At 66.9% G+C, this 21,582-nt stretch carries 21 protein-coding genes; 11 read left to right on the top strand and 10 right to left on the bottom strand.

Annotated elements, in window-relative coordinates:
* Window positions 1–366 precede the first annotated feature (366 nt).
* Together I6A60_RS08930 and I6A60_RS08925 are read left to right on the top strand one after the other, a co-directional pair.
* Window positions 367–921: an ImmA/IrrE family metallo-endopeptidase gene (locus I6A60_RS08930; protein ID WP_203012679.1), complete on the top strand. Its 555-nt coding sequence runs from the start codon at window positions 367–369 to the stop codon at window positions 919–921.
* 686 nt (window positions 922–1,607) lie between these two features.
* Entirely contained in the window at window positions 1,608–2,471 is an 864-nt protein-coding gene (locus I6A60_RS08925) for a hypothetical protein (RefSeq protein ID WP_203012672.1), read from the top strand.
* Here I6A60_RS08925 and I6A60_RS08920 read toward each other — a convergent pair.
* The 3 genes from I6A60_RS08920 to I6A60_RS08910 form a co-directional block, all read right to left on the bottom strand.
* Window positions 2,438–2,869 carry a nuclear transport factor 2 family protein gene (locus I6A60_RS08920; RefSeq protein WP_238435055.1) on the bottom strand — a complete coding sequence of 144 codons (432 nt, stop codon included), beginning with the start codon at window positions 2,867–2,869 and terminating at the stop codon, window positions 2,438–2,440. The genes I6A60_RS08925 and I6A60_RS08920 overlap by 34 nt on opposite strands.
* Entirely contained in the window at window positions 2,866–3,723 is an 858-nt protein-coding gene (locus I6A60_RS08915; RefSeq protein ID WP_203012670.1) for an SDR family NAD(P)-dependent oxidoreductase, read from the bottom strand. The genes I6A60_RS08920 and I6A60_RS08915 overlap by 4 nt, the downstream gene beginning before the upstream one ends.
* Before the next feature lie 810 nt (window positions 3,724–4,533).
* The gene (locus tag I6A60_RS08910; protein WP_307873594.1) at window positions 4,534–5,136 is read right to left on the bottom strand and encodes a TetR/AcrR family transcriptional regulator; all 603 of its coding nucleotides are present in this window, start codon (window positions 5,134–5,136) and stop codon (window positions 4,534–4,536) included.
* Between the two features lie 611 nt (window positions 5,137–5,747).
* Between I6A60_RS08910 and I6A60_RS08905 the strand changes: the two genes are divergently transcribed.
* The 4 genes from I6A60_RS08905 (at window position 5,748) to I6A60_RS08890 (ending at window position 10,250) form a co-directional block, all read left to right on the top strand.
* The gene (locus I6A60_RS08905; RefSeq protein ID WP_203012660.1) at window positions 5,748–6,314 is read left to right on the top strand and encodes a carboxymuconolactone decarboxylase family protein; all 567 of its coding nucleotides are present in this window, start codon (window positions 5,748–5,750) and stop codon (window positions 6,312–6,314) included.
* A 366-nt stretch (window positions 6,315–6,680) separates the two neighbouring features.
* On the top strand, window positions 6,681–7,925 hold the full coding sequence (locus tag I6A60_RS08900; protein WP_307873593.1) for an ABC transporter substrate-binding protein: 1,245 nt from the start codon (window positions 6,681–6,683) through the stop codon (window positions 7,923–7,925).
* A 253-nt stretch (window positions 7,926–8,178) separates the two neighbouring features.
* A complete protein-coding gene (locus I6A60_RS08895; RefSeq protein WP_374113501.1) occupies window positions 8,179–9,114 on the top strand; it encodes an LLM class flavin-dependent oxidoreductase in 936 nt (311 codons plus the stop codon).
* 158 nt (window positions 9,115–9,272) lie between these two features.
* Window positions 9,273–10,250: an alpha/beta hydrolase gene (locus I6A60_RS08890; RefSeq protein ID WP_203012659.1), complete on the top strand. Its 978-nt coding sequence runs from the start codon at window positions 9,273–9,275 to the stop codon at window positions 10,248–10,250.
* Between the two features lie 134 nt (window positions 10,251–10,384).
* Here the strand turns inward: I6A60_RS08890 and I6A60_RS08885 are convergent, their stop codons facing one another.
* Entirely contained in the window at window positions 10,385–11,455 is a 1,071-nt protein-coding gene (locus tag I6A60_RS08885) for an ABC transporter substrate-binding protein (protein ID WP_307873592.1), read from the bottom strand.
* Window position 11,456: 1 nt separating this feature from the next.
* On the opposite strand from I6A60_RS08885, the gene I6A60_RS43405 reads away from it, so the two are divergent.
* Window positions 11,457–11,627, top strand: a complete 171-nt coding sequence (locus I6A60_RS43405; protein ID WP_307873591.1) for a hypothetical protein — start codon at window positions 11,457–11,459, stop codon at window positions 11,625–11,627.
* A gap of 255 nt (window positions 11,628–11,882) precedes the next feature.
* Here I6A60_RS43405 and I6A60_RS08880 read toward each other — a convergent pair whose 3' ends face one another.
* The 3 genes from I6A60_RS08880 to I6A60_RS08870 all read right to left on the bottom strand — a co-directional run bounded on the left by I6A60_RS08880 (window position 11,883) and on the right by I6A60_RS08870 (window position 14,194).
* Entirely contained in the window at window positions 11,883–12,311 is a 429-nt protein-coding gene (locus I6A60_RS08880) for a cupin domain-containing protein (RefSeq protein WP_203012657.1), read from the bottom strand.
* Between the two features lie 13 nt (window positions 12,312–12,324).
* Window positions 12,325–13,500 (bottom strand): amidohydrolase family protein, encoded by a 1,176-nt coding sequence (locus tag I6A60_RS08875; protein ID WP_203012655.1) that lies wholly within the window; start codon window positions 13,498–13,500, stop codon window positions 12,325–12,327.
* A gap of 97 nt (window positions 13,501–13,597) precedes the next feature.
* Window positions 13,598–14,194, bottom strand: coding sequence for a TetR/AcrR family transcriptional regulator (locus tag I6A60_RS08870; RefSeq protein ID WP_203012654.1), 597 nt, complete (start codon window positions 14,192–14,194; stop codon window positions 13,598–13,600).
* Between the two features lie 286 nt (window positions 14,195–14,480).
* Between I6A60_RS08870 and I6A60_RS08865 the strand changes: the two genes are divergently transcribed.
* The 4 genes from I6A60_RS08865 (at window position 14,481) to I6A60_RS08850 (ending at window position 18,611) form a co-directional block, all read left to right on the top strand.
* Window positions 14,481–15,560, top strand: coding sequence for a dihydrodipicolinate reductase (locus tag I6A60_RS08865; RefSeq protein ID WP_203012652.1), 1,080 nt, complete (start codon window positions 14,481–14,483; stop codon window positions 15,558–15,560).
* Between the two features lie 50 nt (window positions 15,561–15,610).
* Window positions 15,611–16,903 (top strand): cytochrome P450, encoded by a 1,293-nt coding sequence (locus I6A60_RS08860; protein ID WP_238435054.1) that lies wholly within the window; start codon window positions 15,611–15,613, stop codon window positions 16,901–16,903.
* Window positions 16,900–17,652 (top strand): SDR family NAD(P)-dependent oxidoreductase, encoded by a 753-nt coding sequence (locus I6A60_RS08855; protein ID WP_203012648.1) that lies wholly within the window; start codon window positions 16,900–16,902, stop codon window positions 17,650–17,652. Before I6A60_RS08860 ends, I6A60_RS08855 begins: the two co-directional genes overlap by 4 nt.
* A gap of 173 nt (window positions 17,653–17,825) precedes the next feature.
* The gene (locus I6A60_RS08850) at window positions 17,826–18,611 is read left to right on the top strand and encodes an SDR family oxidoreductase (protein ID WP_203012646.1); all 786 of its coding nucleotides are present in this window, start codon (window positions 17,826–17,828) and stop codon (window positions 18,609–18,611) included.
* Window positions 18,612–18,623: 12 nt separating this feature from the next.
* On the opposite strand, the gene I6A60_RS08845 is transcribed toward I6A60_RS08850, so the two are convergent.
* The 3 genes from I6A60_RS08845 to I6A60_RS08835 form a co-directional block, all read right to left on the bottom strand.
* Window positions 18,624–19,487 (bottom strand): sugar phosphate isomerase/epimerase, encoded by an 864-nt coding sequence (locus tag I6A60_RS08845; protein ID WP_203012642.1) that lies wholly within the window; start codon window positions 19,485–19,487, stop codon window positions 18,624–18,626.
* The gene (locus tag I6A60_RS08840) at window positions 19,488–20,297 is read right to left on the bottom strand and encodes an NAD(P)-dependent oxidoreductase (protein ID WP_203012640.1); all 810 of its coding nucleotides are present in this window, start codon (window positions 20,295–20,297) and stop codon (window positions 19,488–19,490) included.
* Between the two features lie 72 nt (window positions 20,298–20,369).
* The gene (locus I6A60_RS08835) at window positions 20,370–21,425 is read right to left on the bottom strand and encodes a zinc-binding dehydrogenase (protein WP_203012639.1); all 1,056 of its coding nucleotides are present in this window, start codon (window positions 21,423–21,425) and stop codon (window positions 20,370–20,372) included.
* Between the last annotated feature and the right edge of the window lie 157 nt (window positions 21,426–21,582).

Raw genomic sequence — 21,582 nt, 5'->3', positions numbered from 1 at the left:
TAGATCACGCCACCACGCCGGCAAGATCAGGAACGGACCACAACCGGTACACACCACCAAGATTCAGGACAGGCACTGAGATCACGGAAGCGCGCCGACGACGTGTTCGAGAATCTTCTGGATCTTCCTCGCTGGTGTACACCGTTCCCTGCCTCTCTAGCCAAGATACCCGCGCCTTTCCGGCCAGGCAGCGGACCAGATCGCCGAGATTGTCGAGGAAATGTACCACCGACTTGTCGAAGAAAGGCCATTAATCTCGATCCATCTCCGTTCAGCCAAGACCTTCACGCCGGCCGCAGGCGCACTTCTCGCCGAGATTCTCGGTGACATGCAGTCAGCGATACTCGACGCCCCGGAAGACGACTGATGCGCCGCGGATTCAAAACAGAAGCCGAAAAGATATCGCAAGAAATCCGCACCGCAATGGGGAAACGACCGACGGATCCACTCGACGCCCTGGACCTCGCAAAGCACCTCGGCGCATGGGTGCGCCGAGCCGACGAACTCACCACCCTGTCGAAACTCAGAGCTCTCGAAGAGCTACAACCCGGAGCCTTCTCCGCCTGTACGTTCACCCTCGAAGATCGCCACGTCATCGTCTACAGCCCACTGGCTCTACCAGGGAGAACACAGAGCGACGTCGCCCATGAAACATCGCACATCATTCTTAGACGCGCACCAAAAGAAGTGCGATCGGTCGGCAAGATAGCCTTCTTCACCTGCGACCCAGACGAAGAACAAGAGGCAAACTGGCTCGCCGGATGCCTCCTACTCCCACGGCCACTACTACTCAGCGCGCTCCGACGCGGAATAGACGCCGCAGGTATCGCTGCCGCATACGGCGTCAGCGAACAGATGGCGCACTTCCGGATTCGTACGACGGGTGTCGAGCGACAGCTGTCCGCAATAAGGCGAGCTTGAAACAAGTGAGAACCGGGTCCGCCAGATATGTCGGACCGCGGCGGTCGTACTAGCGGTTGCTCCTGCGCATCAGTAATGGCAGTGCCGGGACGGTGGCGAGCGCGGCGAAGCCCAGAGCGTACGGACCGGGTCGGCGAACGCCGTGGCCCCGTCGACGAAGTGCGCGGGCACTGGGCTGCGGCGAACCGGGCGAGCCGGCCTGCTCGGTGCTGGCAGTCGGCCCGGCCGCTAGGTGGCCGGAGACCCGGTTGTCGGGAACAGCCAATCGCCTCACCGACGCCCTCGGGCCGAGTCGCGACCCGGTCCAGCGGCCAGGACTGCTCCGCTCGCCTCCGCGCCCCGACCACGACCCGCGGCACGATCGAGAAGCACGCGCCCTCGACGCGCCGCATTCCTGGACGCCGACCGACGGATCCAGCTGGTGTCCGGCGAGATCCTGGATCTCTCCCGCGCCAACCTCGGACGACCGGACGGTCTGGCGCTATGGGAGCGCCTGAGCGTCGGCGACGGCGAGACCGACCGGCGGGTGTCGTCTCGTGACAGTCCGTCGGCCCGCTGCCTGGTCCCGCTCTGCGAGGACACGGGAACCGGGCTCGTCCTGGTCAACCCGAAGTCCGGGCGTCGCTACGCCCGCCACTTCAAGGGCGAAGGGGTTCCGGGGCGCGGACGGCGCCTGCAAGCACCAGGTGGTCGACGGCGACCAGACGCCGATCATCGAGTGGCTCTGTAAGCGATACGCCCACGCCGGCTATGCCGTCGACACCGAGCACCCGTTCACCATCAGAGGCGAGGGCTGGCAGCAGAAGCGCAAGTCGAACGACTTCGTCGTACCAGGCAAAGCCGTCCAACCGATCGCGGGCGAGGTCCAGCGGGCCCGGACGTACCACCTGCAGCGCGCGAAGGACGCCCGCCGGGCCGGCTATGCGAGCCTGTGGACCCCCGTCCACGGGGAGAGTCTCAACGGCGTCGCCCAGCTGCGCTTCACGAGTACCTTCGCGGAGGCCGCCTCCAGGCGGGATCCAGGTAGCGTGGCCATGGCCGGGTTTGCCGATCTCGAATGGATCGACCGCAAGGTCACCCCGAACCTACGCCAGATCCCGATGGGCGAGATCGCCGAGAAGCTCCTCGCCGGCGAGTTCGTCGAGTTCCGGGTGTCCGCCAAACAGGTACTGCTAGTGCCGCCTGACCATGCGGCGCGGTTCATCGAGCATGAGGAGCGCGGCCCTGACCCCCAGGGCAACCCCGGTCTGGTCGGTCGCCGCGCGATTCCTTGCGGCAGCACCGCGACCATCGGGCTCGGACTCTTCTATGGGACTGCCCAGGCTCCGCCGATCGGATGGACTTTCGCCGTCGCCGTCGCCGTCGCCGTCGCCGTCGCCGTCGCGTCGCCCGCCGGCCCACGCGTCAGCGGTTGCGGAACGGACTGTGTCACTCGATCGATCTCGCGTTCGATGGTCCTGGAGGGCGGAGTGTTCGGTGAGGAGGCGGACGCGGTCCTTGTCTGTCGATCATTCTGTTATTCCCGGGCGTCTCCGATTACTTTGAGGTGAACCATGGTGAAGACGCGTCTGGAGATCTTCCACCCGTCGGTGGTGTTCACTAGTTCGTCGTCGTAGTACCCGACGACCTGGGTTCCGGTCTGGTTGTCCGCGGCCAGGACGATGGCGTCGACGTAGCTGCGAGCGGCGGCGCCGTCGCTGTGCGGGGAGACGACCGTGTTGGTGATGCGGTGCATCGTGTAACCACATCCGGCGTGTGCCTGATCCATCCATTCAGTGATGGCACCCGCGCCGTGCATGACGCCGACAGTGCCATAGTCGGCCTCGCAGTCGAGGGTGAAGCAGGTGCGAAACAGCGCCCAGTCCCGCCGATCGATGCCGGTTGCGTATCGCAACAGCACCTCGGCGATGCCCTGACGGGCGTCGTGGTCGATCATCGGCGGCCTCATGCCGACACCTGTGCATCGGGTCGAGCGGCCATCGCGCCGCCGCTTTGCTGGATCATCGCCATGACCGCTTCGTTGCGGGTCAGGGCCCGTAGCAGCTTTGAGCTTTCGCGCAGATGGTCTCCCACAAGCCAGGTGGGGCCGTTCGACAGATTCGCGATCGCTTCGCGGACGACTTCGGCCCCCGTTGAGACACCCTCGATCGGGATCGGGTCCCTGGGGTCCGCCAGGGCGCCTCGACGGGTCAGGAGCCGGCGCAGTGCCGGGGTGTCGGTGACCCCCAGCACCAGGCTCAGGACGTCGACTCCGCTGTCGTGGAGCTCCGCCCACAGTGCTTCGGCCATCACCATGTCGAAGGCTTTCGAGGCACCGTAGGCGACCATGTTCGGGGCTCCGGCGAGTCCGGCGGCCGATGAGACCAGCACGATCGCGCCCCTTCCCCGGATTGCCATCGGGCCCGCGAACTGGTGGCACATCTGCATCGGCACGAGACAGTTGCGATGCACCAGCGCCAGCGGGATCTCGACCGGGTTGGCGAGGAACGACGCGTAGTTCGGGTCCGCACCGGCGCAGTACATCATCATGCCGATCTCGACGCCGGCGGTCGCATCGAGGATCTTCGTCATCGCGTCCGTTCCGGCGAGATCCACGGTGACGGCCCGGGTCTCCACGCCGGTTTCGGCGCGCACCGCGGCGGCGAGCGTGTCAAGCTCGTCCTGCCGGCGAGCGAGGAGCACGACGTTGAGTCCGCGCTGGGCCATGGCCCGTGCGTACTCGGCACCCACTCCTTCCGACGCCCCCGCCACGAGCGCCCACGGCCCGTAGCGCTCGACAAAGGTGAGGTCGTCAAGGCTCACGATGGAACGCTCCGATCATTGAGTCCCTCCGGAGAGGGACGGCTCCTGTCTCACGGAGCGGGCACGCCCAGGATCTGCCCCGTGGTTTGGCCAGCCTGGTCCGAGTTGAGGAAAGCGCACGCCGCGGTGATGTCCTCCGGTCGGTCGACCCGGCGGCCGGGGTCAGGGCCGGGCGATGCGGTCCCTCGATCGCGCCGCCCAGCAACCCACGGGCCTCGGCCTTGCGCAGCGCCGAGGTGTTGGCGAAGCCCGGGAAACGCGCTGGCCGTAGTGCCGGCGGGGCCAAGTTCCAAGACCAGCGTCACGCCTGAATGCGGCCTCAGCACCTTCGTCTCGACCAGGAGAATTCCTTCCGCGTCGCGTGGCCTACGGACGCGTCCACGGCGAGGGCGGTGGAGACCGCGGCGACGAGTTCCGTCCTCGACACCCGCCCGCACCCTCCTACCAACCGACGGTAGGTAACTTAGGGTCGGACTCGAACCGGTGTCAACGAAACGCCACGGGCTACCTCGCTCGCCGGCGATGCGGCGATGCGGCGATGCGGCGATCGATCGTCTCCGAGCAGACTGCCGTCGCCTCGCCGGCGGGGACCCGTGGTGCGGGGGAGGACGTTCCTCACGCGCCATGGGTGTCGCCGGCCGCTCGGGGCACCGTGTCACGATGCCTCGCGGTGATCACCGACATCGATGTCACACATCATGGGGTCGCAGAGAATCCGGGTCGCCCGAGACTGGGCCGCAGGTTGTTCCTGAGATTAGCGACGCTGAGCGACCCTCAGTACGGTGCCGGTCGAACGACGCCCGACAGGCCTCAGCCGGTGTTGAGGCCGTTCATGACGAGGTCGTAGAAGTGCTGGGCGATCTCGGCGGTGGTGCGTTCTCCCGCAGGTCGGAACCACTGGTAGGTCCAACTGCACATGCCCAGGATCGCGAGGGCTGTCAGGTTCACGTCGTTGGTCGCGAACACGCCGTCGGCGATCCCCTGGTTGAGAACGTCGATGATCATTTCGCGATAGTTGTCGCGCTGATCGATGATCTTAGTTCGGACGGGTTCGGGCAGCTCCTGGAAGTGGTCGAACACCTGCCGCATGTGGATGCCGTGGGACTCCGCGAGCGACACCAGATCGGCCATCATCGCCAACAGGAGATCTCGTGAGCCGAGGATGTGGGCGTCCAGGCGCTGCCGATGGGCTTCGAAGATCGGCTCGATCGTTTCCAAATGCATTTGCGCGAGGAGATCGTCCTTGCTGGCGAAGTAGTAATAGAGCGACGCCTTGCGGATTCCGACCCGCTGGGCGACGGCCTCCATAGAGGTGCCTTGATAGGCATTGGCCTCGAACAGGTCGGCCGCAACCTGCATGATCTGCGCCCTGCGATCTGCTCCCGGCCGCCGGTTACGCGCCTGATGGTCCACCGCGAGTGATCTCCGTTCAGTCCTGCCGGGAGCGCTCATTCTATGGCAGGTGGTCGAGCCATCCCGGGTCCAGAGGCGCCGACGGTCCGGATCTCGCGGTGAACGCCGGCAACGGGGCGTCGAGCGGGGACGTGTCCATCGTCCGTCGAGCGGGGCACTGCGCGGGCAGTCGGCCTCCACGACGCGTCCGGCGCCGTCTGCGACGGGCGTCCGAGCCCTGGCAGTGGCGGGATTGACACCGTCGTGGCGACTATCCTAGGTTACCTGCCGACGGAAGGTAGATAGGCGATCGACTGATCGCGGGAGGTGGCCCGGCCCTCCGATCCACGTCAGCGACGACAGGCCGAGCAGGCGAGAGGATCGTCCGGTGGCCTGTGTCCGCTGTCAGGACCGCCGTAACGGGTGATCAAGCCGAGTACGCCGCCCTCACGTGGTCGCCGTGGCGCCTCGACCGCCCGAGGGCGAGGAGCGATGACCGTCGCGGTGAGCTGGCCCCCGCTCGGCACGGGACGCGTCCCGGATGGCATCTACCGCAAGGCCCGCCTTCCCCCACGAGCACGAGGAGACCAGATGGCATTACGCCCGCGCACTCCTGCACACGACGATCCGAGATGAGCCGCGTCGACCCCATTCCACCGCGTGCGTGGCCGAAAGAGATGCGCGGCGCGCTCGCCGCCCTGATGCCGCCGGCACCGCGTCACCCGCCGCCGAGCCCGGAGGGCAGACCGATACCGCTGAACATGCTGGGCACGTTCGCGCATCATCCAGGGTTGGCGCGGGCGTTCTTCACGTTCAACGGCCACATGCTGCTGGCGACGACCCTGTCGCAGCGACAGCGCGAGATCCTCATTCTCCGGGTCGCGAAGCTGCGCCAGTCCGCCTACGCATGGGCCGAGCATCTCGGCATGGGTCGGGAGGCCGGCCTGAGCGACGAAGAGATCGGGCAAATCGCCTGGGGGCCTAACGCGCCGCACTGGGATCCCCTCGAAGCGGCGCTGTTGCGCGCCACCGACGAGCTCGTGGCCGACGGCGAGATCAGCCACGACACGTGGACGATCCTGAGCGCCACCCTCGACACGCAGCAGCTCATGGACGTCATCTTCACCGTGGGCGCCTACGAGATCCTCTCCTGGATGTTCCGCTCACTAGATCTGGATCTTGACGGCGACCTTCAGTGAACCTGACGGCGGACGGGGCCGAGCAGGCTCACCCATCGCCGGAGCTCAGAGCAGGAACGGGTCTCGCCCGCGGCGTGCCCGACCCGGAGGAGCGGAGATCGGCGTAGCGATCGAGTATCGCTGTCTCGGTCGCAGGGAAATTTCGGAGGGTGGAAGGCTGTCCAAACGGCGCGGATTCGTAGACGGCGCGTCGGCGCTAGGTCATCCACATGCCGTACTGCCGGACCAGTAATCCTTCTGCGTACGTCGAAGCGTCGCCCCTGCGGGGCCGATATCCGATGGCCCGAACCCGGATCCAAATCCAGTCGGCCCTGAAACGGCCAACTATCGGTGATCAATAACCAACTATGCAAGGTGAGGTCAAGCGTGATCTATTCTCGGAAGAGAATGCTTGCCCTGGTGGCAGCAGTTCTCATCATCGCGACCGGTTGCCGGTCGACGGCGTCGACCGGCAAGGCGAACGGGGGCGCCACCAGCGGCACCAGAACCTACACGATCGGAGTTTTAACCGACAGCACCGGCCCCGCCGCATCGGGGAACAAGACCAGCGTTGACGGCGTCAAGGCTGGGACCGTACTCGCGTCCCGCGACGGCTACACGATCAAATACGTTGTGGGTGACACGATGACCTCACCCGCGACGGCCCTCTCCGCGGCCCAGAAGCTTGTCACACAGGACCATGTGTTCGCCGTGATCGCTTACTCCGCGCTCACGTTCGCCGCGTCGAGTTACCTCACTGCCCATGGCGTCCCGGTGGTGGGTGGCGCCATCGACGGACCCGAGTGGATCACGTCGAAGAACATGTTCTCGGTCTTCGGTGCGCTCCATACGACGAACGTCGCCACCACGATGGGGAAGTTCTTCAAAATGCAGGGAGTGACCAGCCTCGCCTCCCTCGGATATTCGATCTCCCCTTCTTCGTCGGAGTCGGCCAAGGCGTCAGCCGAGTCGGCGCGGGCGGCCGGTGTCACCCCCGGCTACCTCAACGCCAGCTTCCCCTTCGGGAGCACCAACGTCGAGCCAGAGACGTTGGCGATGAAAAGCGCCGGGATCGACGGGTTCGTCGGATCGACAGATCCGAACACGGCTTTCGCATTGATCACTAGTCTTCGCCAGAACGGTGTCAACCTGAAAGTGGCGCTGCTACCTACCGGCTACGGCGGTGACCTTCTTCAGGCAGGACCGGGGGCGCTGAACGCCGCGCAGAACGTCTATTTCTCCCTCGGATACGAGCCGGTGGAGATGAACACAGCCGCCACCAAGCAGTTCGCGAGTGACCTCAAGGCCGCGGGCGTGGCGGGAGAACCGACAGTCGCCCAGTACAACGGATATGTATCCGTCGGCCTGCTCCTGCGGGGCCTCAAGAACGCTGGTCCCCAGCCCACCCAGGCCTCCCTGATCACCGCGTTCTCCAACATTCACGACTTCACTGCGCTGGGCCTATTCGGGAGCCACAAGCTCGACATCAACGACCGCGACAACATTGTGCTCGGGGCAGACAACTGCGTGTGGGTCACGAAGCTGGAGGGTTCCTCGTTCAAGCTCGTGCCCGGAGCCGACCCGGTCTGCGGCACCGTGATCCCAGGCAAGACGGTCTCACCCTCGTCCTGAGAGGCCCGTCCTCACCGCACTGGACCGGCGGATCAACCGCGTGAGCGCGGTCGGCCCGCCGGTCATGCGCACGGCGCGTCGAGGCGAGAACGCGGTCGCCTCGCCCCGCTCCCCGTGTCCGAATGGGCATTTGTCCTGAGGGCTAATACCCCCAGCTCTGTGGGCGAAAGGAATCTGAAGACTGATGAGCCCCTCGGGCCTGTTTTTTGGACTTCGCTTCGACTTCCGAAATCCTCGCATCGCCGGTACCACGATGGCCGATCGATACACGGCCGCCCTCGACATGGCCGCGTGGGCCGACCGGCTCGGATGCGTCAACATCGCGGTCTCCGAGCACCACGGTTCGCCGGACGGCTACCTACCCAGCCCGGTACCGATGCTCGCGGCGATGGCGGCCCGCACGACGAACGTCCGCTTCCTCATCGCCGCGCTCATCGCCCCGTTCCACGACCCGCTGCGCCTGGCCGAAGACCTGGTCGTCCTGGACAACCTGAGCCGGGGACGTGTCGATCTCATCGTCGCCGGCGGCTACGTCCACGAAGAGTTCGCCATGTTTGGCATCCCGATGAACGAGCGGGCGAAGCGCGTCACCGAGACGGTCACCACCCTGAAAGCGGCGTTCGCCGGCAAGCCGTTCGACTACCGCGGCCGCACCGTGCACGTCACACCGGCGCCAGCTCGTCCGGGAGGCCCGTCGATCTCACTCGGCGGCAGCAGCGAACCCGCCGCACGGCGCGCCGCCCGCATCGCCGACGGGTTCATCCCCTCGGTGCCCGAGGTTTGGGAGTTCTACCGCGACGAGGTCCGCACCCTCGGCCGGCCCGATCCCGGCCCGAGCCCGGTCAGCGAGACCCGGGTCGTGGCACTCGCCGAGGACCCGGAGAAGGGCTGGGAGCAGATGGCGCCGTACTTCCTGCACGAGACGAACGCCTACGGCGCCTGGCAAGCCCAGGACCATGTCGCCTCGCCCTACCGCCCCGTCGACGACATCGACCACCTACGGGCAGCCGGACAGTACCGGGTCCTCACCCCCGACCAGCTCGTGGCCGAACAACAAGCGGCGCCGTTTCCCTTCGCTCAGCTCCATCCGCTGTGCGGTGGAATGCCCGTCGCGCTCGCGTGGTCAAGCCTGCGCCTCTTCGAGCACGAGGTACTCCCCGCGTTCGACATGAACGAATCCGCTGGGTGACCGTACGTACGGGGACGTCAGCTCCGGTCCGCCCCGACCTTCTTTATAGGACGGGCCCTTCTATAACTCCTGAGCTGCCGCTACAGTCCCGTGGCGGGGACGTGTCCGATGTCCACGACATGAGCTATCCGCCGAGTCACGACGAGGAGGTTCCCCGCATGACCGGCACGGACATCCGGCTGTCGCTCCATGTGCCAGCGCGTGACATCCCGGTTCCCGGGTCAGTGAGCGCCCAGGCCCAGGCCGTACTGGCGATGGGCCCCATGGACCTACCCGGGTACCCGCCGCTGGAGGACATCGCGGCGTGGCGAGCCATGATCGCGGCGAGGGACGCGGCGATCCGGCCGCACCTGGCCGCCCGGGCATCCCGCATCGTCGCCGAAGTGGAGGACATCAACGTCGACGGCGTGGGTGTCTTCGTCATCACGCCGCGCGGCGCTCCGGACGACGGCCGCGTCTTTCTCGACCTCCACGGCGGCGGTCTGATCATGGGTGGCGGCGACTGCTGCCGGGCCATGGGCATCTCCACGGCGGACCGCGTCCACGCGCGGACCTGGGCTGTCGACTACCGGATGCCGCCGGACTATCCCTACCCGACGCCCCTCGATGACTGCGTCGTCGCCTACCGCGGCCTGCTGCGGGATCATCGCCCCGAGGACATCGTCGTAGGCGGCGGTTCCGCCGGAGCCAACCTTGCGGCCGCGCTTGTCCTGCGAGCCCGCGACGAAGGCCTCCCTCTGCCCGCTGGCGTCGTCCTGCTCACACCAGAACTCGACCTCACCGAGTCAGGTGATTCCTTCCAGACCAATCTTGGCGTCGACACCGTCCTGACGGAGAGTCTGATGCCGGCCAATCTGCTCTACGCCGCCGGTCACGATCTTTCGGACCCGTACCTGTCCCCGTTGTTCGGTGACTTCTCAACGGGCTTCCCTCCCACGCTGCTCGCGACCGGCACGCGGGACCTGTTCCTGTCCAACACCGTTCGCATGCACCGGGCGCTGCGAGCGGCGGGGGTCTCCGCTGAGTTGCACGTCCTGGAAGCGGCGCCGCACGGAGGGTTCTTCGCAAGCGCCCCCGAGGACCGTGAACTCGAACGCGAGGTCCGCCGGTTCATCGACGCCCAGTGGACGTACTGAGCAGGTACGCCTTACCGGACACCCGGCTCCTATCAACGAATCAAGACTCACGATGCGGGGATAGCCCTCGCCCTCCGGCCTGCCTGTCCGGCGGACTGCGGCCGGGACTGGCAAAACCCTGTCTGGACTGGGTGTCAGCTGGTGCTGCCGTCGGCGCAGACGCGGTTGCGGACGACTATGAAGTCGCCTCCGCCGGGTGCTACTTGGACGAAGGCGTTACAGGCGAGTGGTTTGCCGGTGTAGTCGCGCAGGTCGACGGGTGCGATGAGTCCGCCGGCGTCGTAGGACGACTCGCTGCGCAGCGCTTTGATGAAGGCTTCGCGGGTGGGGCAGGGGCCGGCCAGATCAAGGCCGCGTAGGAACAGGTCGGTGCTGATGTAGGTGAACATGGCGAACTGCTGGTCGGTGGCTCCCGCCTCGGGGGCGTAGCTGGCCATCGCGTTCTGGTAGCGGGCGATGGCTGGTCCGCCTGCTTCGAACGGGCGGAAGAGGACGGGTATGGACACTCCGGCGAGCGCGGGGCCGTCGGATGCCAGCAGGCTGCGGTCGTAGCCAGTGAGTGCGACGCTGACCGCGAGGTGCGCGCCCGCGGCGCGGGTCGCCTGTACGACCTCGGCGAAGTCGTTCGGCGCGATGATGCCCAGGAGCGCGTCGGCACCGAATTCGGTGATCTTGCTGGCGAGCTGTGTGGGGCTGCCGGTGCTGGAGACGTAGGGGAACGCCTCGACGGCGCTGACGCCCGCGGCCCGTAGGCCTTGCTCGTAGGCTGTCGTGGTCGCGGTGGTCGCCGCTGAGGGGCTTGCGGTGATGATGGCGACCTTCGTGCCGTGGGCGGACCGGATGTACTGGCCGAGGACCTGCTGCGACGCGGAGTAGATGGCGGAGAACATGTTCTTGCGTCCAGCCCAGGCGGGTTCGACGGCGATTCCTGTTACGGGGACGTTCTGTCTGGTCAGGTTGTCCATCGCGGCCGCGAGGGAGTCGCTTGCTGTCACCAGGCCGAAGACCTTCTCGTTTTGAACGAGGTCCTCGGTCACGAGCGCGGCGACGCCGGTGGATCCTTGGTCGTCTCGCCACTGGTAGGTGATCTTTCGGCCGTGTACGCCGCCCTGTTCGTTCGCGAGGCCGATTCTGGCGTCGAGACCGGCGCGGGCTGCGGAGAGCGCGGCGGCCGATATTCCTGAGTTGGGGTAGACGAACCCCAACGTGACCTGGCTTGGCGTGACTCCGGGTGAGTCGCAGGACGCGTTCGCCGCGCTTCCGCTGGAAGATGGTGCGCAACTCGTGGCGACGGCGATGAGAATCGTCATCGCCCAGCCTAAGGGTATCCGTGGTCTGCGTAAGCGCATGTACTTCCCCCATATGGAAATGGCGTGACGGAAGACTCGGTCCGGGCAGACCTTGCCTCTCCGGTCCGGGCTCCGCGGTTCCGCGAACAACCCGCGTGACGAATCTTCGAGTCGCCGGCCGTGCCGGCGAAGGTCTCGGGTCGGATTCGAAATTGCCTGGAAAGGCCGGTGCCGGCGTGTCGCAGCGACTACGCCGGCCCCGGCTGAATCGACCTCGGTGCCGCCGAATGGAGCTACGATGAAGCGGCCGCTCTCTATCGGTGGTCCGCCTGGTGAGGCGTTATCAGTCCAGCGGAGCCGTGGCAATGACGACCACGCTCATCCGGCAGGCGGAATCCCCCGTCTGCCATCCGTGGTCGACTCCGTTGATGACCGCCGCGTCACCGGGGCCGAGCCGATGCGGCCCATCATCGAGGATCAGGTCGACGCTCCCCTCAAGGATGACGTTGAAGTCGAGGCTGTCGGTGTTGTGAACCCCGGTTGTGGTCTGCGCGGGGAACTTGATGAAGTTCCAGCCGGCGGTGCCGGGGATCGCCTCGACATTGATGTGGTGGCCCTGCCCCCGCGGCCGTGGGGGAGGTGGAGACGACGACGTCTTGGCCGCCTGCACGACGATGATCCCGTTTCCTTCGAAGGGCACTTCGCTCGGCGTTCGGTCCTCGACGACGCAGGATCGGCCGTCGTCGCTCACGCCCGTGATGAGCAGTCGCACGTAGATCCTCGAATCAGAGGTTGTAGACGTGGGCAGCGTTGCCGTGCAGGACCTTCCGCACGAGATCTGTTGGTAGATCGCTCAGGTTCCTGCTGATCGTCTCTCGTGGCCCCGTGGCAACGGAGTCCGGCGCCGGCGCGAGACAGGTGGAGTGTGGGAAGTCGGTCTCGAACATGAAATTGTCCGGGTACAGCTCCGCCGGTCCGCCCACATGAGGGTCGAACCAGAACGTGGCGTAGATCTGTCGCCGAAAGTACTCCGACGGCAGGAGCATGTCCGGGTAGTCGAGGTGGGTGGCGAGAGTGCTCCACTGCCAGTCGAGCGAATCGAGCAGGAACGGGATGTAGCCGATCCCACTTTCCACCGAGACGAACTTCAGGGTTGGGTAGCGCTCGCAGAGGCGACCGAGGATCAGCTCTGAGATGCAGTTGGCGTTCGCCAGCATGGACTGGGCGGAGACCTTGGCCAGGTCCAGCGTGCTGAACGATTCCGCGTTGGCCACGAGCCCCTGGTCCTCGGAGAAGGACTCGTTGAAGGCCGTGTGGAAGTTGACGGACACGCCCATCTCTTCGCACCGCCTCAGGAGCGGCTCCCAGTGATCCGAGCGCAGTGGCGGTAGACCAGCCTTCTCGAACTGCCAGCCGAAGTTGAGGCCCCGGTGACCGAGGGCGTGGCAACGCTCGAGTTCCGCGATGCTCGCGTCGAGATCCCACCACGGAAGGTTGGTGAGCGCGATGAGCCGATCCGGAGCCGCGGAGCAGAACTCGCTCAAGAAGTCGTTGAACGCCTGGACGATCTGAAGCCGGAGTTCTGGCTCCAACGTCAGCAGCCGGGCCGTGTGGAACGCGATCATGTTCGGGTACAGCACCTGCGAGTGGATACCGTTCTCATCCATCCAGGCGAGGCGCTCGGCGGCCTTCCAGGCGCCGGGATGCGCGTCCTCGTAGTAGAGCGGCGTGTCGGGGTAGGGCGCGTTCCACCCCGCCTGCGCCTGACCGCCGACGGCGGTGCCGACCCGGGTGTCGCCGATGAACCAGGTGTCCCTGTCGTTGATCCTCACGATGTGTGGCGCCTCGTCGCCCCACTTCTTCGACATCCGGGACGTCCAGAGATCCGGTGGCTCAAGCACGTGCGCATCGACGTCGCAGATCTTGAGTTGATCGACAAAGGCGTCGCTGGTCAAGGTCACGTCGCAGCTCCTCGGGAGAGTTCCACGCATGCGGTGGTTGACGCCGAAGAGTGCCGGAAATGTCAGCCACTGTCAAACAGTGGACTCGGGTCCGCCGTCAGCGCGTCCCCGGCCGGTCGACGGGGACGAACGGAGCCCGGTCGAGGCCCGCGTACAGCGACCTCAGCCGCTCCATCCCGTCGTCGACGAGCGCGGTGATGTAGCTGGCCATGCCCAGTGCGACGACCGCACGCAGCGCCGCCCGGAACACCCCGACCGTCGCGTACGCCGCCAGTCGCACCTCGAAGTCCTCGGAGGACCGCCCGGCACGCTGGGCGAGCGCCAACGTCAGGTCATGCTCCACCGCCAGGAGCACCTCCAGTACCGCGGTGGAGGCCTCACGCTCGTTGAGGACGCGCAGAACGCTGTCACGCCCGTCTTCGATGCTCGCTCGCAGGTGGTCGGTGAACGCGCGCATGGCCGCGCGCGCCACCTCCAGCAACTCGGGCGCCTCCGACGTGGCGAGCACGTCCTTCAGGAGCTTGCGCCGGAGCCGCCACTCGTCGACGAGCGCGTCGGACTTGGCCGGGAAGTAGCGGAAGAAGGTGCGCTCAGTGACGCCGGCGTCCTCGGCGATCGCCGCCGCGGTGGTCGCGACGTAGCCGTGTGTTCGGAAGCGGTGGTGCGCGGCGATGAGCAGTCGCTGACGGGTCATCTCGCTCTTGCGCCCCCCGACCTCCACGCGTGATTCGCCGTCCACCGGGTGCCTCGTCTCCTCTTCGACCTCGAAATATCATCGTATGACACTCGGAACACTCTCAGTTGCCAACCTGCGGCGGGCCGGCGGGCAGAGATCTTCCCGTACTGCCAGGCATGATGGTCTCCAAAGTCTAGCTGGCCAGTAATCATGGACGTCGGTGAGTTTTGACTGCTACTGTCATTTTTAACATCAACTAGCCGCACGCCCGGGTGGGCTGCGGCGACCGGGCGAGAGGACCTCGATGGCCAAGGGCGCGTCGAACGGCGGTCAGCACTCGGGCAAGACGTACCGCGTCGTCCAGTGGGCGGCGGGGCGGATGGGGCAGAAGGCCATCCGCGGAATCGTCGAGCACCCGTACCTGGAGCTCGTGGGGCTCTACGTCCACTCGGAGAGCAAGGTGGGTCAGGACGCCGGTGTCCTGGCGGGGATCGACCCGATCGGCATCCGTGCTACTCACGACATCGAGGACGTCGTGGCGCTGCAGCCGGACTGTGTGCTGTATATGCAGGAGGGCTTCGACCTCGACGACCTGACCCGACTGCTCAGCTCCGGGATCAACGTCATCACCACGCGCAACGAGTTCTTCTATGCCTCGGCGATGGATCCGGCCATCCGGGCCTTAATCGAGGAGGCGTGCCAGCGCGGCCGGACCTCGATCCACGCCACGGGCAGCAGCCCGGGCTACAGCACCACCACGATGCCGCTGACGCTCCTGTATCCCATGCGGCGCTTCGACGAGCTCACCATCGACGAGTACGCCGACATCCCGGCCTCGGTGGGGCCCGAAATGATCAAGTTGATGGGGTTTGGCTCGCCGGTCGCCACCACCGAGCTTTCCCCTGCGCGGATGGGAACCGCCTTCGTGGGCTACCAGCAGTCACTCGCCGCTCTCGCCGACGCGATCGGACTGCCGCTCGACGGCTTCGAGGTGCGATCGCAGGTCGCCCGCGCCACCAAGCCTTACACGCTCTCGGACGGCTACGTCATCGAGGCGGGCACCATGGCCGCCCAGCGGAACACCGTCGCGGGCATGCGCGACGGCAAACCGCTCCTGACCTTCCGGTCGCACTGGTTCTGCACCCAGGATCTCGACCAGGACTGGAACGTGGGCGGCGAGGGCTGGCTGTTCACGACCAAGGGCGACGCGCCCATGCAGGTGCGAGTCACCTACGGGACGACCGACGAGGGGTACTCCCAGCACCTGGCGGGTTACACAGCGACCCCGGCCGTGAACACGATCCCCTACCTCGTCGCTGCCGAACCCGGCATCCGCACGATCTTCGATCTGCCGCCCATCGTCCCTTTCCTCGGGCCGGCGTAGGGCGGCGGTCCGCTCGACAGGCCGAGGCCGCCGCGTCTCGCGACTGAACGATGCTTGCTGAATCGGAGACTGGCGTGGACGACATCGACGCAGCGGACTTCTTTACCAGTCAGGAGCTGGTGGTAGACCCTTACCCGTACTACGACGCGCTGCGGGCGCGGTGCCCCGTGTCGCGGGAGCCGCACCAGGGCGTGGTGATGGTCACCGGCTTCGACGAAGCCCTCGCGATCTATCGCGACAGCGACCGATTCTCCTCATGCACAGCAGTGACCGGTCCGTTCCCCGGCTTCCCGGTTCCACTTGAGGGTGACGACATCTCCGAGCTCATCGAGGCGCACCGGGACGGGCTTCCCTACAGCGACCAGCTACCGACCTTCGACCCGCCCAAGCACACCCAGCACCGCGCCCTGCTCATGCGCCTGCTGTCGCCCGGTCGGCTGAAGCAGAACGAGGAGGCCATGTGGGGGCTGGCCGACCGGTACCTCGACGAGTTCCTGGACGACTCCCGGTGCGAGTTCATCGCTGACTTCGCCGGGCCATTCTCCATGGTGGTCATCGCTGACCTGCTCGGCGTACCCGAGGAGGACCACGACCTGTTCCGACGCGGCACCGGCCAGGTCAAGGGCGGGTTTGGCAACACCGATGGTGCGCAGCTGGCCCACACCCCGCTGAAGTTCCTGTACGAGGCCTTCACCGCCTACGTCGAGGATCGTCGTCGGTCCCCGCGCGAAGACGTCCTGACTCGGCTGGCGAGGGCCACGTACAAGGACGGCACGACACCCGAGGTCATCGACGTGGTGCGCCTGGCCGCCAACCTGTTCGCGGCAGGGCAGGAGACGACAGTGCGCATGCTGGCTGCCGCCGTCCAGGTCCTCGCCGAGGACGCGGAGCTTCAGCAACAGCTACGGCACCGGCGGGACCTGATCCCCGGGTTCATCGAGGAGATCCTGCGGTTCGAAAGTCCGATCAAGGGCGACTTTCGGCTCAGCAAAGTACCTGTCACTGTGGGTGATGTAAACCTGCCGGCCGGGACCACCCTGATGGTCCTCAACGGTGCCGCGAACCGTGACCCGCGCAAGTTCGATCATCCCAACGAACTGCTCCCTGACCGGGACAACGCCCGCGAGCACCTTGCCTTCGGTCACGGAGCCCACTACTGCCCCGGCGCACCGCTGGCCCGCGCCGAGGGCCGGATTACCCTTGAGCGCCTGCTGGATCGCACGACCGACATTCGGATATCCGACGCTGAGCACGGGCCCCCGGGGGCCCGGCGCTTCCGATACCACCCGACCTACATCCTGCGCGGCCTGCAGAAGCTGCACATCGAATTCACTCCGGCATGACGCCGACCGGAGACCTCGCGGACAAGGTCGCGATCGTGACCGGTGCCGCCAACGGGATCGGCCTCGCGATCGCGACGCGGTTCGTCGCGGAAGGCGCCAAGGTCGTCATAGCCGACATCGACGACCGCGGTCAGGCCGTCGCCGCGGAGCTCGGTGAGCGCGCCGCCTTCTGCAGGACCGACGTCTCCGAGCCCGCGCAGGCGCACGCACTCGTCGACTTCACGGTCCGGACTTTCGGCGACCTTCACGTGCTGTGCAACAACGCCGGTGTGTCCGGCGGGCTGCGGCGCTTCCTCGACGACGACCTGCGTGACTTCGAGCGTGTAGTGGCCGTCGACCTCTACGGGGTCATGGCCTGCAGCCGCAGCGCCGCTCGGCACATGGTCGATCATGGCGGCGGCGTGATCGTCAACATTGCCTCAGGCGCCGGGGTCACCCCCGGAATCGGGATGCTGCCTTACCGGGCAGCCAAGGCCGGCGTCATCCAGTTCACCCGGTGCCTGGCGGTCGAAGTCGGCGAGCACGGCATCAGGGCCAACTGCATAGCCCCCGCCAACATCTCCACAGACATCAACGCCGCCTTCGACAAGACCACCGTGACCCGCCTGCAGCCGCTGCCCCACCAGGGCAAGACCCGCGACGTCGCCGAGGCCGCGCTGTACCTCGCCAGCGACCGCGCCGCCCACGTCACCGGCCTGGTCCTCGCGGTCGACGGTGGCATGGCCGTCGGCACACCACCCCGTCGCTGACAGACCCGGACACGGTCGGATGAGCGTCCGGGCTTTGCCTGTGTTGAGCCGGCCCGACGATGGCAACCGCAGTTTGGTGGCCCGGTCAGATGGCCTGAGCGAGCTCACCGCCGTTGCGCATAGGGAAAACGCCACCTCCGAATCATCGGGTCGGCTGATCGGAGAATCCGCTCGTGGCCGTTGATCACGTCGCCTTCTGGCAACGCTATGGTCCATGGGCGCTCGTGGCCGGCGCTTCGGAAGGGGTGAGCGCAGCGTATGCGAGGGCCATGGCGGAACGCGGGCTCAACGTGGTGCTGCTCGACCATCGGCAGAACGCCCTGGACCATCTAGCCGCCAGCATCCGGGCGGCCACCGGCGTCCAGACCCGTGCGATGGCTTTGGACCTCTCCGGACCGTACGCAATGGCGAAAATCCTCGACGCGACCGGTGGCCTTGATGTCGGGATGCTGATGTACTACGCGGGCGCCGGCCTGGCCTACCAGCCATTCCTCGACAACCCGCTGGATGTCCCGCTGACGATGGTGCACCGCAACTGTGTGGTGCCGATGCAACTGTGCCATCACTTCGCTGGGCACATGGCAGCCCGAGGGAGCGGAGGCATCGTCCTCGTATCTTCGGTCGCCGTACCTGCCGGAGCCGCGGAGACGGTCGCCTACGGCGCATCAAGGGCGTTTGGCTTGGTGATGATCGAGGCGCTCTGGGCAGAGTTGTGCGACACGGATGTGGACGTCCTGAGCGTGGATCTGGGAGCCACCGACACTGCCGCTCTGCGCCGGCTGCCGGGCCGCCGCGGAGGCGTGGCCAACCCCGACGACCTTCACCCGACCCCCGGCGCCGCGACGCCCGCCGAGATCGCCAGGCAGGCGATCACGAACCTCGCGAATGGCCCGACGTGGCCGGTGAGCGAGAACCTGCGCGAGCCTCCCGCCAGCTCTGGGCGATGTTGCCTGCCATAGCTGTTGTCACCGTTAGCCCTTGGGTACCCGGTCAGCGTCCATGGCGGCTAGCAGGTTGCGTGCTGCCTGGACGCAGCGGCGGGCGCGTTGTTCGGTCGGCTCGCCGGCCTGGGCCGCGGAGAGCATGGGGACTTCGAGTCCGATGACGATGTCCGTGGGGAGTGCGGCGAGGATGTCGCGGAGTGGGAGTTCGCCTTCGCCTGGAACCATCCGGTCGATCGTGTCCTCGCGGTAGACGGTGCCGCGCTGGTGGGTCGTGTGGTCGCTGAGCTGTGCGTAGGCGATCAGCGCAGGATCGAGGGCGGCGAGGTCTTCCGGGGTGTGTCCGGCGCGGGCCAGGTGCATGGTGTCGATGAGGAGCCGGAAGTCGGGGCGGGCGACGTGGCGGATGGCCGCCAGAGCGCCGTCGAGATCGCTGATGGTCAACGAGGGTGCGAATTCGATCGTCGTCTGTATCCCGCGTTCGCTGGCCAGCTCGGCGAGGGTGGCGAACTCGTCGTGGCTGCGGTCGAGGTCCGGGTCCATGGTCACGGTGTTGACCATCGCGACGCCGAGCTCGGCCATCACGTCCAGATCGGCGGCGTGGCCGCGCATGTCGCTGCCGGGACGGACGACGAACCCTTCGCCGAGGGAGATCGACACGTCGCGTTCCCGCATCGCCGCGATCGTCCGCCGGCGTAGCGCGGTGTCGTCGCGCAGCGAGAATGGCTCATAGCCGTGTGGGTTGACCGGGTTGCCGGTCAGTACCGCGGCTATGTACCTGCAGCCGAGATCAGCGGCGAGATGCACGAACTCGACCGGCGGTAGTCCGAAGACGGTCTGGTGCTCCAGGCCCAGCCGGCCCGCGGCGGTCGGCACGGTCGTATCCGTCGACATTCAGCGTGCCCGCATGGCGGCGACGAAACGCTGCGCCACCTCGACGAGGTCTTTGCCGGGTGCGTTGCCGAGTACGTCGGCCATCAGCGTCACATCCTTGGTGAGCGTCAGGTTCGCCGGTGACTCGGCGAGACCGGCGAGGGACGGGGCGCGCAGGCGCACCCCGGAGGCTATGCAGGCCGAACTGCTGGTCGCCAGCACCGCCGCGAGGCCCGCGGGGTCGACCCCGAGCGCCTCGCCGGCCATCATCGCGTCGTCCGCGAGCGCGATCTGCGCGGCGAACATCGTGTTGTTGATGAGCTTCGCGTGCGACCCTGCCCCGACGTCGCCGAGGCGCACGACATGGTTGGACAGTGCCGCGAGCAGTTCGGTGACGTCCGCGAGTGTCTCCGCGTCCCCGCCGATCATGATTGTCAGCTCGCCTGTCAGAGCCCGAGGCTGCCCCCCGCTCACCGGCGCGTCCAGGACGCGCAGGCCGTGCGTCGCCGCCCGCTCGGCGATCGCGCGGATCTGTGCCGGTGCCACCGTGCTGTGGACGAGCACGACCGCTCCGGGTCGCAGGGTGCCGGCCAGGCCGTCCGGCCCGAACAGGACCTCTTCCACACCTGCCGCATCGAAGACGCAGATACCGACCGCGTCGAGCGACGCACCCATCTGCGCCGGGGTGGCCGCGATGGTGACGCCGGTGCCCGCGAACGGTTCGAGCGAAGCCGCCCGCCGGGCGTAGAGGGTGAGGTCGTGACCCTGCGCCGCGAGGCGCTGCGCCATCGGCAGTCCCATGCTGCCCAGCCCGATGAACCCGATCTTCATTGATCCTCCAGACAGCGTGCGGTCCGACCGTGTCGCCGCTCGTTCCTCAGCGCCGCGGCTTGCGGACGCGGTTCAGGGAACGACGACGATGCGGACCGGTCCGTTGGCGTCACGGGAGGCGTCCAACGCGTCGCCGACCTCGTCGAGACCGACGGTCCGACCCAGCAACGGGGTGACGTCGAGGCTGCCCGAGCAGACCGCCTCAAATGCCTCGTCCCAGTGCTGCATCGACGGGCCGCCGCCGAACTGGATGCTGATGCCCTTCCGCTTGGCGGTGAGGGTGTGCAGGTGGTCGCCCTCCGGCGGGCCACCGACGGAGAAGATCCGGGTACCGCGCTCACAGCCCTTGATGATCGAATCGAGGACTCCGGGAATGCCAACGCACTCGAACACCACACAGCCCGGCAGACCAGCCACCGCCATCAGTTCCTTCATCGCCTCGGGCGGCCCATAGGCCACGTCACGCCAGGCCTGGTAGGGAGAGATCTCTGCGGGGTCGATGACCACGTCCGCGCCCATCGCCAGCGCGGTCGCCCGCCGCGAGGCGACGAAGTCCACGGCAAGGATCGGGCCGACCCCCAGCCGCTTCAGCTGCGCGATCGCGGACAACGCGATCGCCCCGCAGCCGATGACCAGGGGCACCTCCTTCGCGCTCACCTGCGCGCGGGAGGCGGCCGACCAGCCGACCGAGATCGCATCGGCGATGCACACGATCTCGCTCGGAAGCTCGGAGACCGCGACGCGGGTGATGGCCTCGTCGAGCAGGAGATACTCACCGAAGCCGCCGGGCGTCTGCGGGTTCTGCCCGATGATCTTCCGCCCGCTGGTCGTGGACAGCACCGGCAGTGAGCTCACCCGGGTGCCGACGGGGATGCGCCGCTCGGTGCCGGGGCCGTAGTCGACGACCTCGGCGCAGTACTCGTGGCCCATGACGATGTCCACCTCGCGGTCGTAGGTCGACATCCCGCTGTCGTCCTCGACGCCCGCCGCCAGGTGATCCATGAAGTGGACGTCCGACGCGCAGATCCCGCACGCGAGTGACCGGACCAGCAGCTGGCCCGGCCCCGGAACCGGGTCGTCGATGACCCGCGCCTGCACGACCCCCTCCCGCAGCACAGCGGCTCTCATCGGCTCTCCTCACCGTCGCACCCAGCACGTTCCCGTCACGGCACTCTAGACGCGCCAAGCCAGTTACAGAAGACCTCGTCCTAGAATTTTCCAGGAGAGACCGTCCTGAAAGTCGAGAGGGGTGGTGTCCGTCGGAGGAGCCCGTCCGGTGGCCCTG

Source organism: Frankia sp. AgB1.9 (assembly GCF_016786355.1).
Classification (GTDB): Bacteria; Actinomycetota; Actinomycetes; order Frankiales; family Frankiaceae; genus Pseudofrankia.
This window is presented reverse-complemented; position numbering and strand designations above follow the sequence as displayed.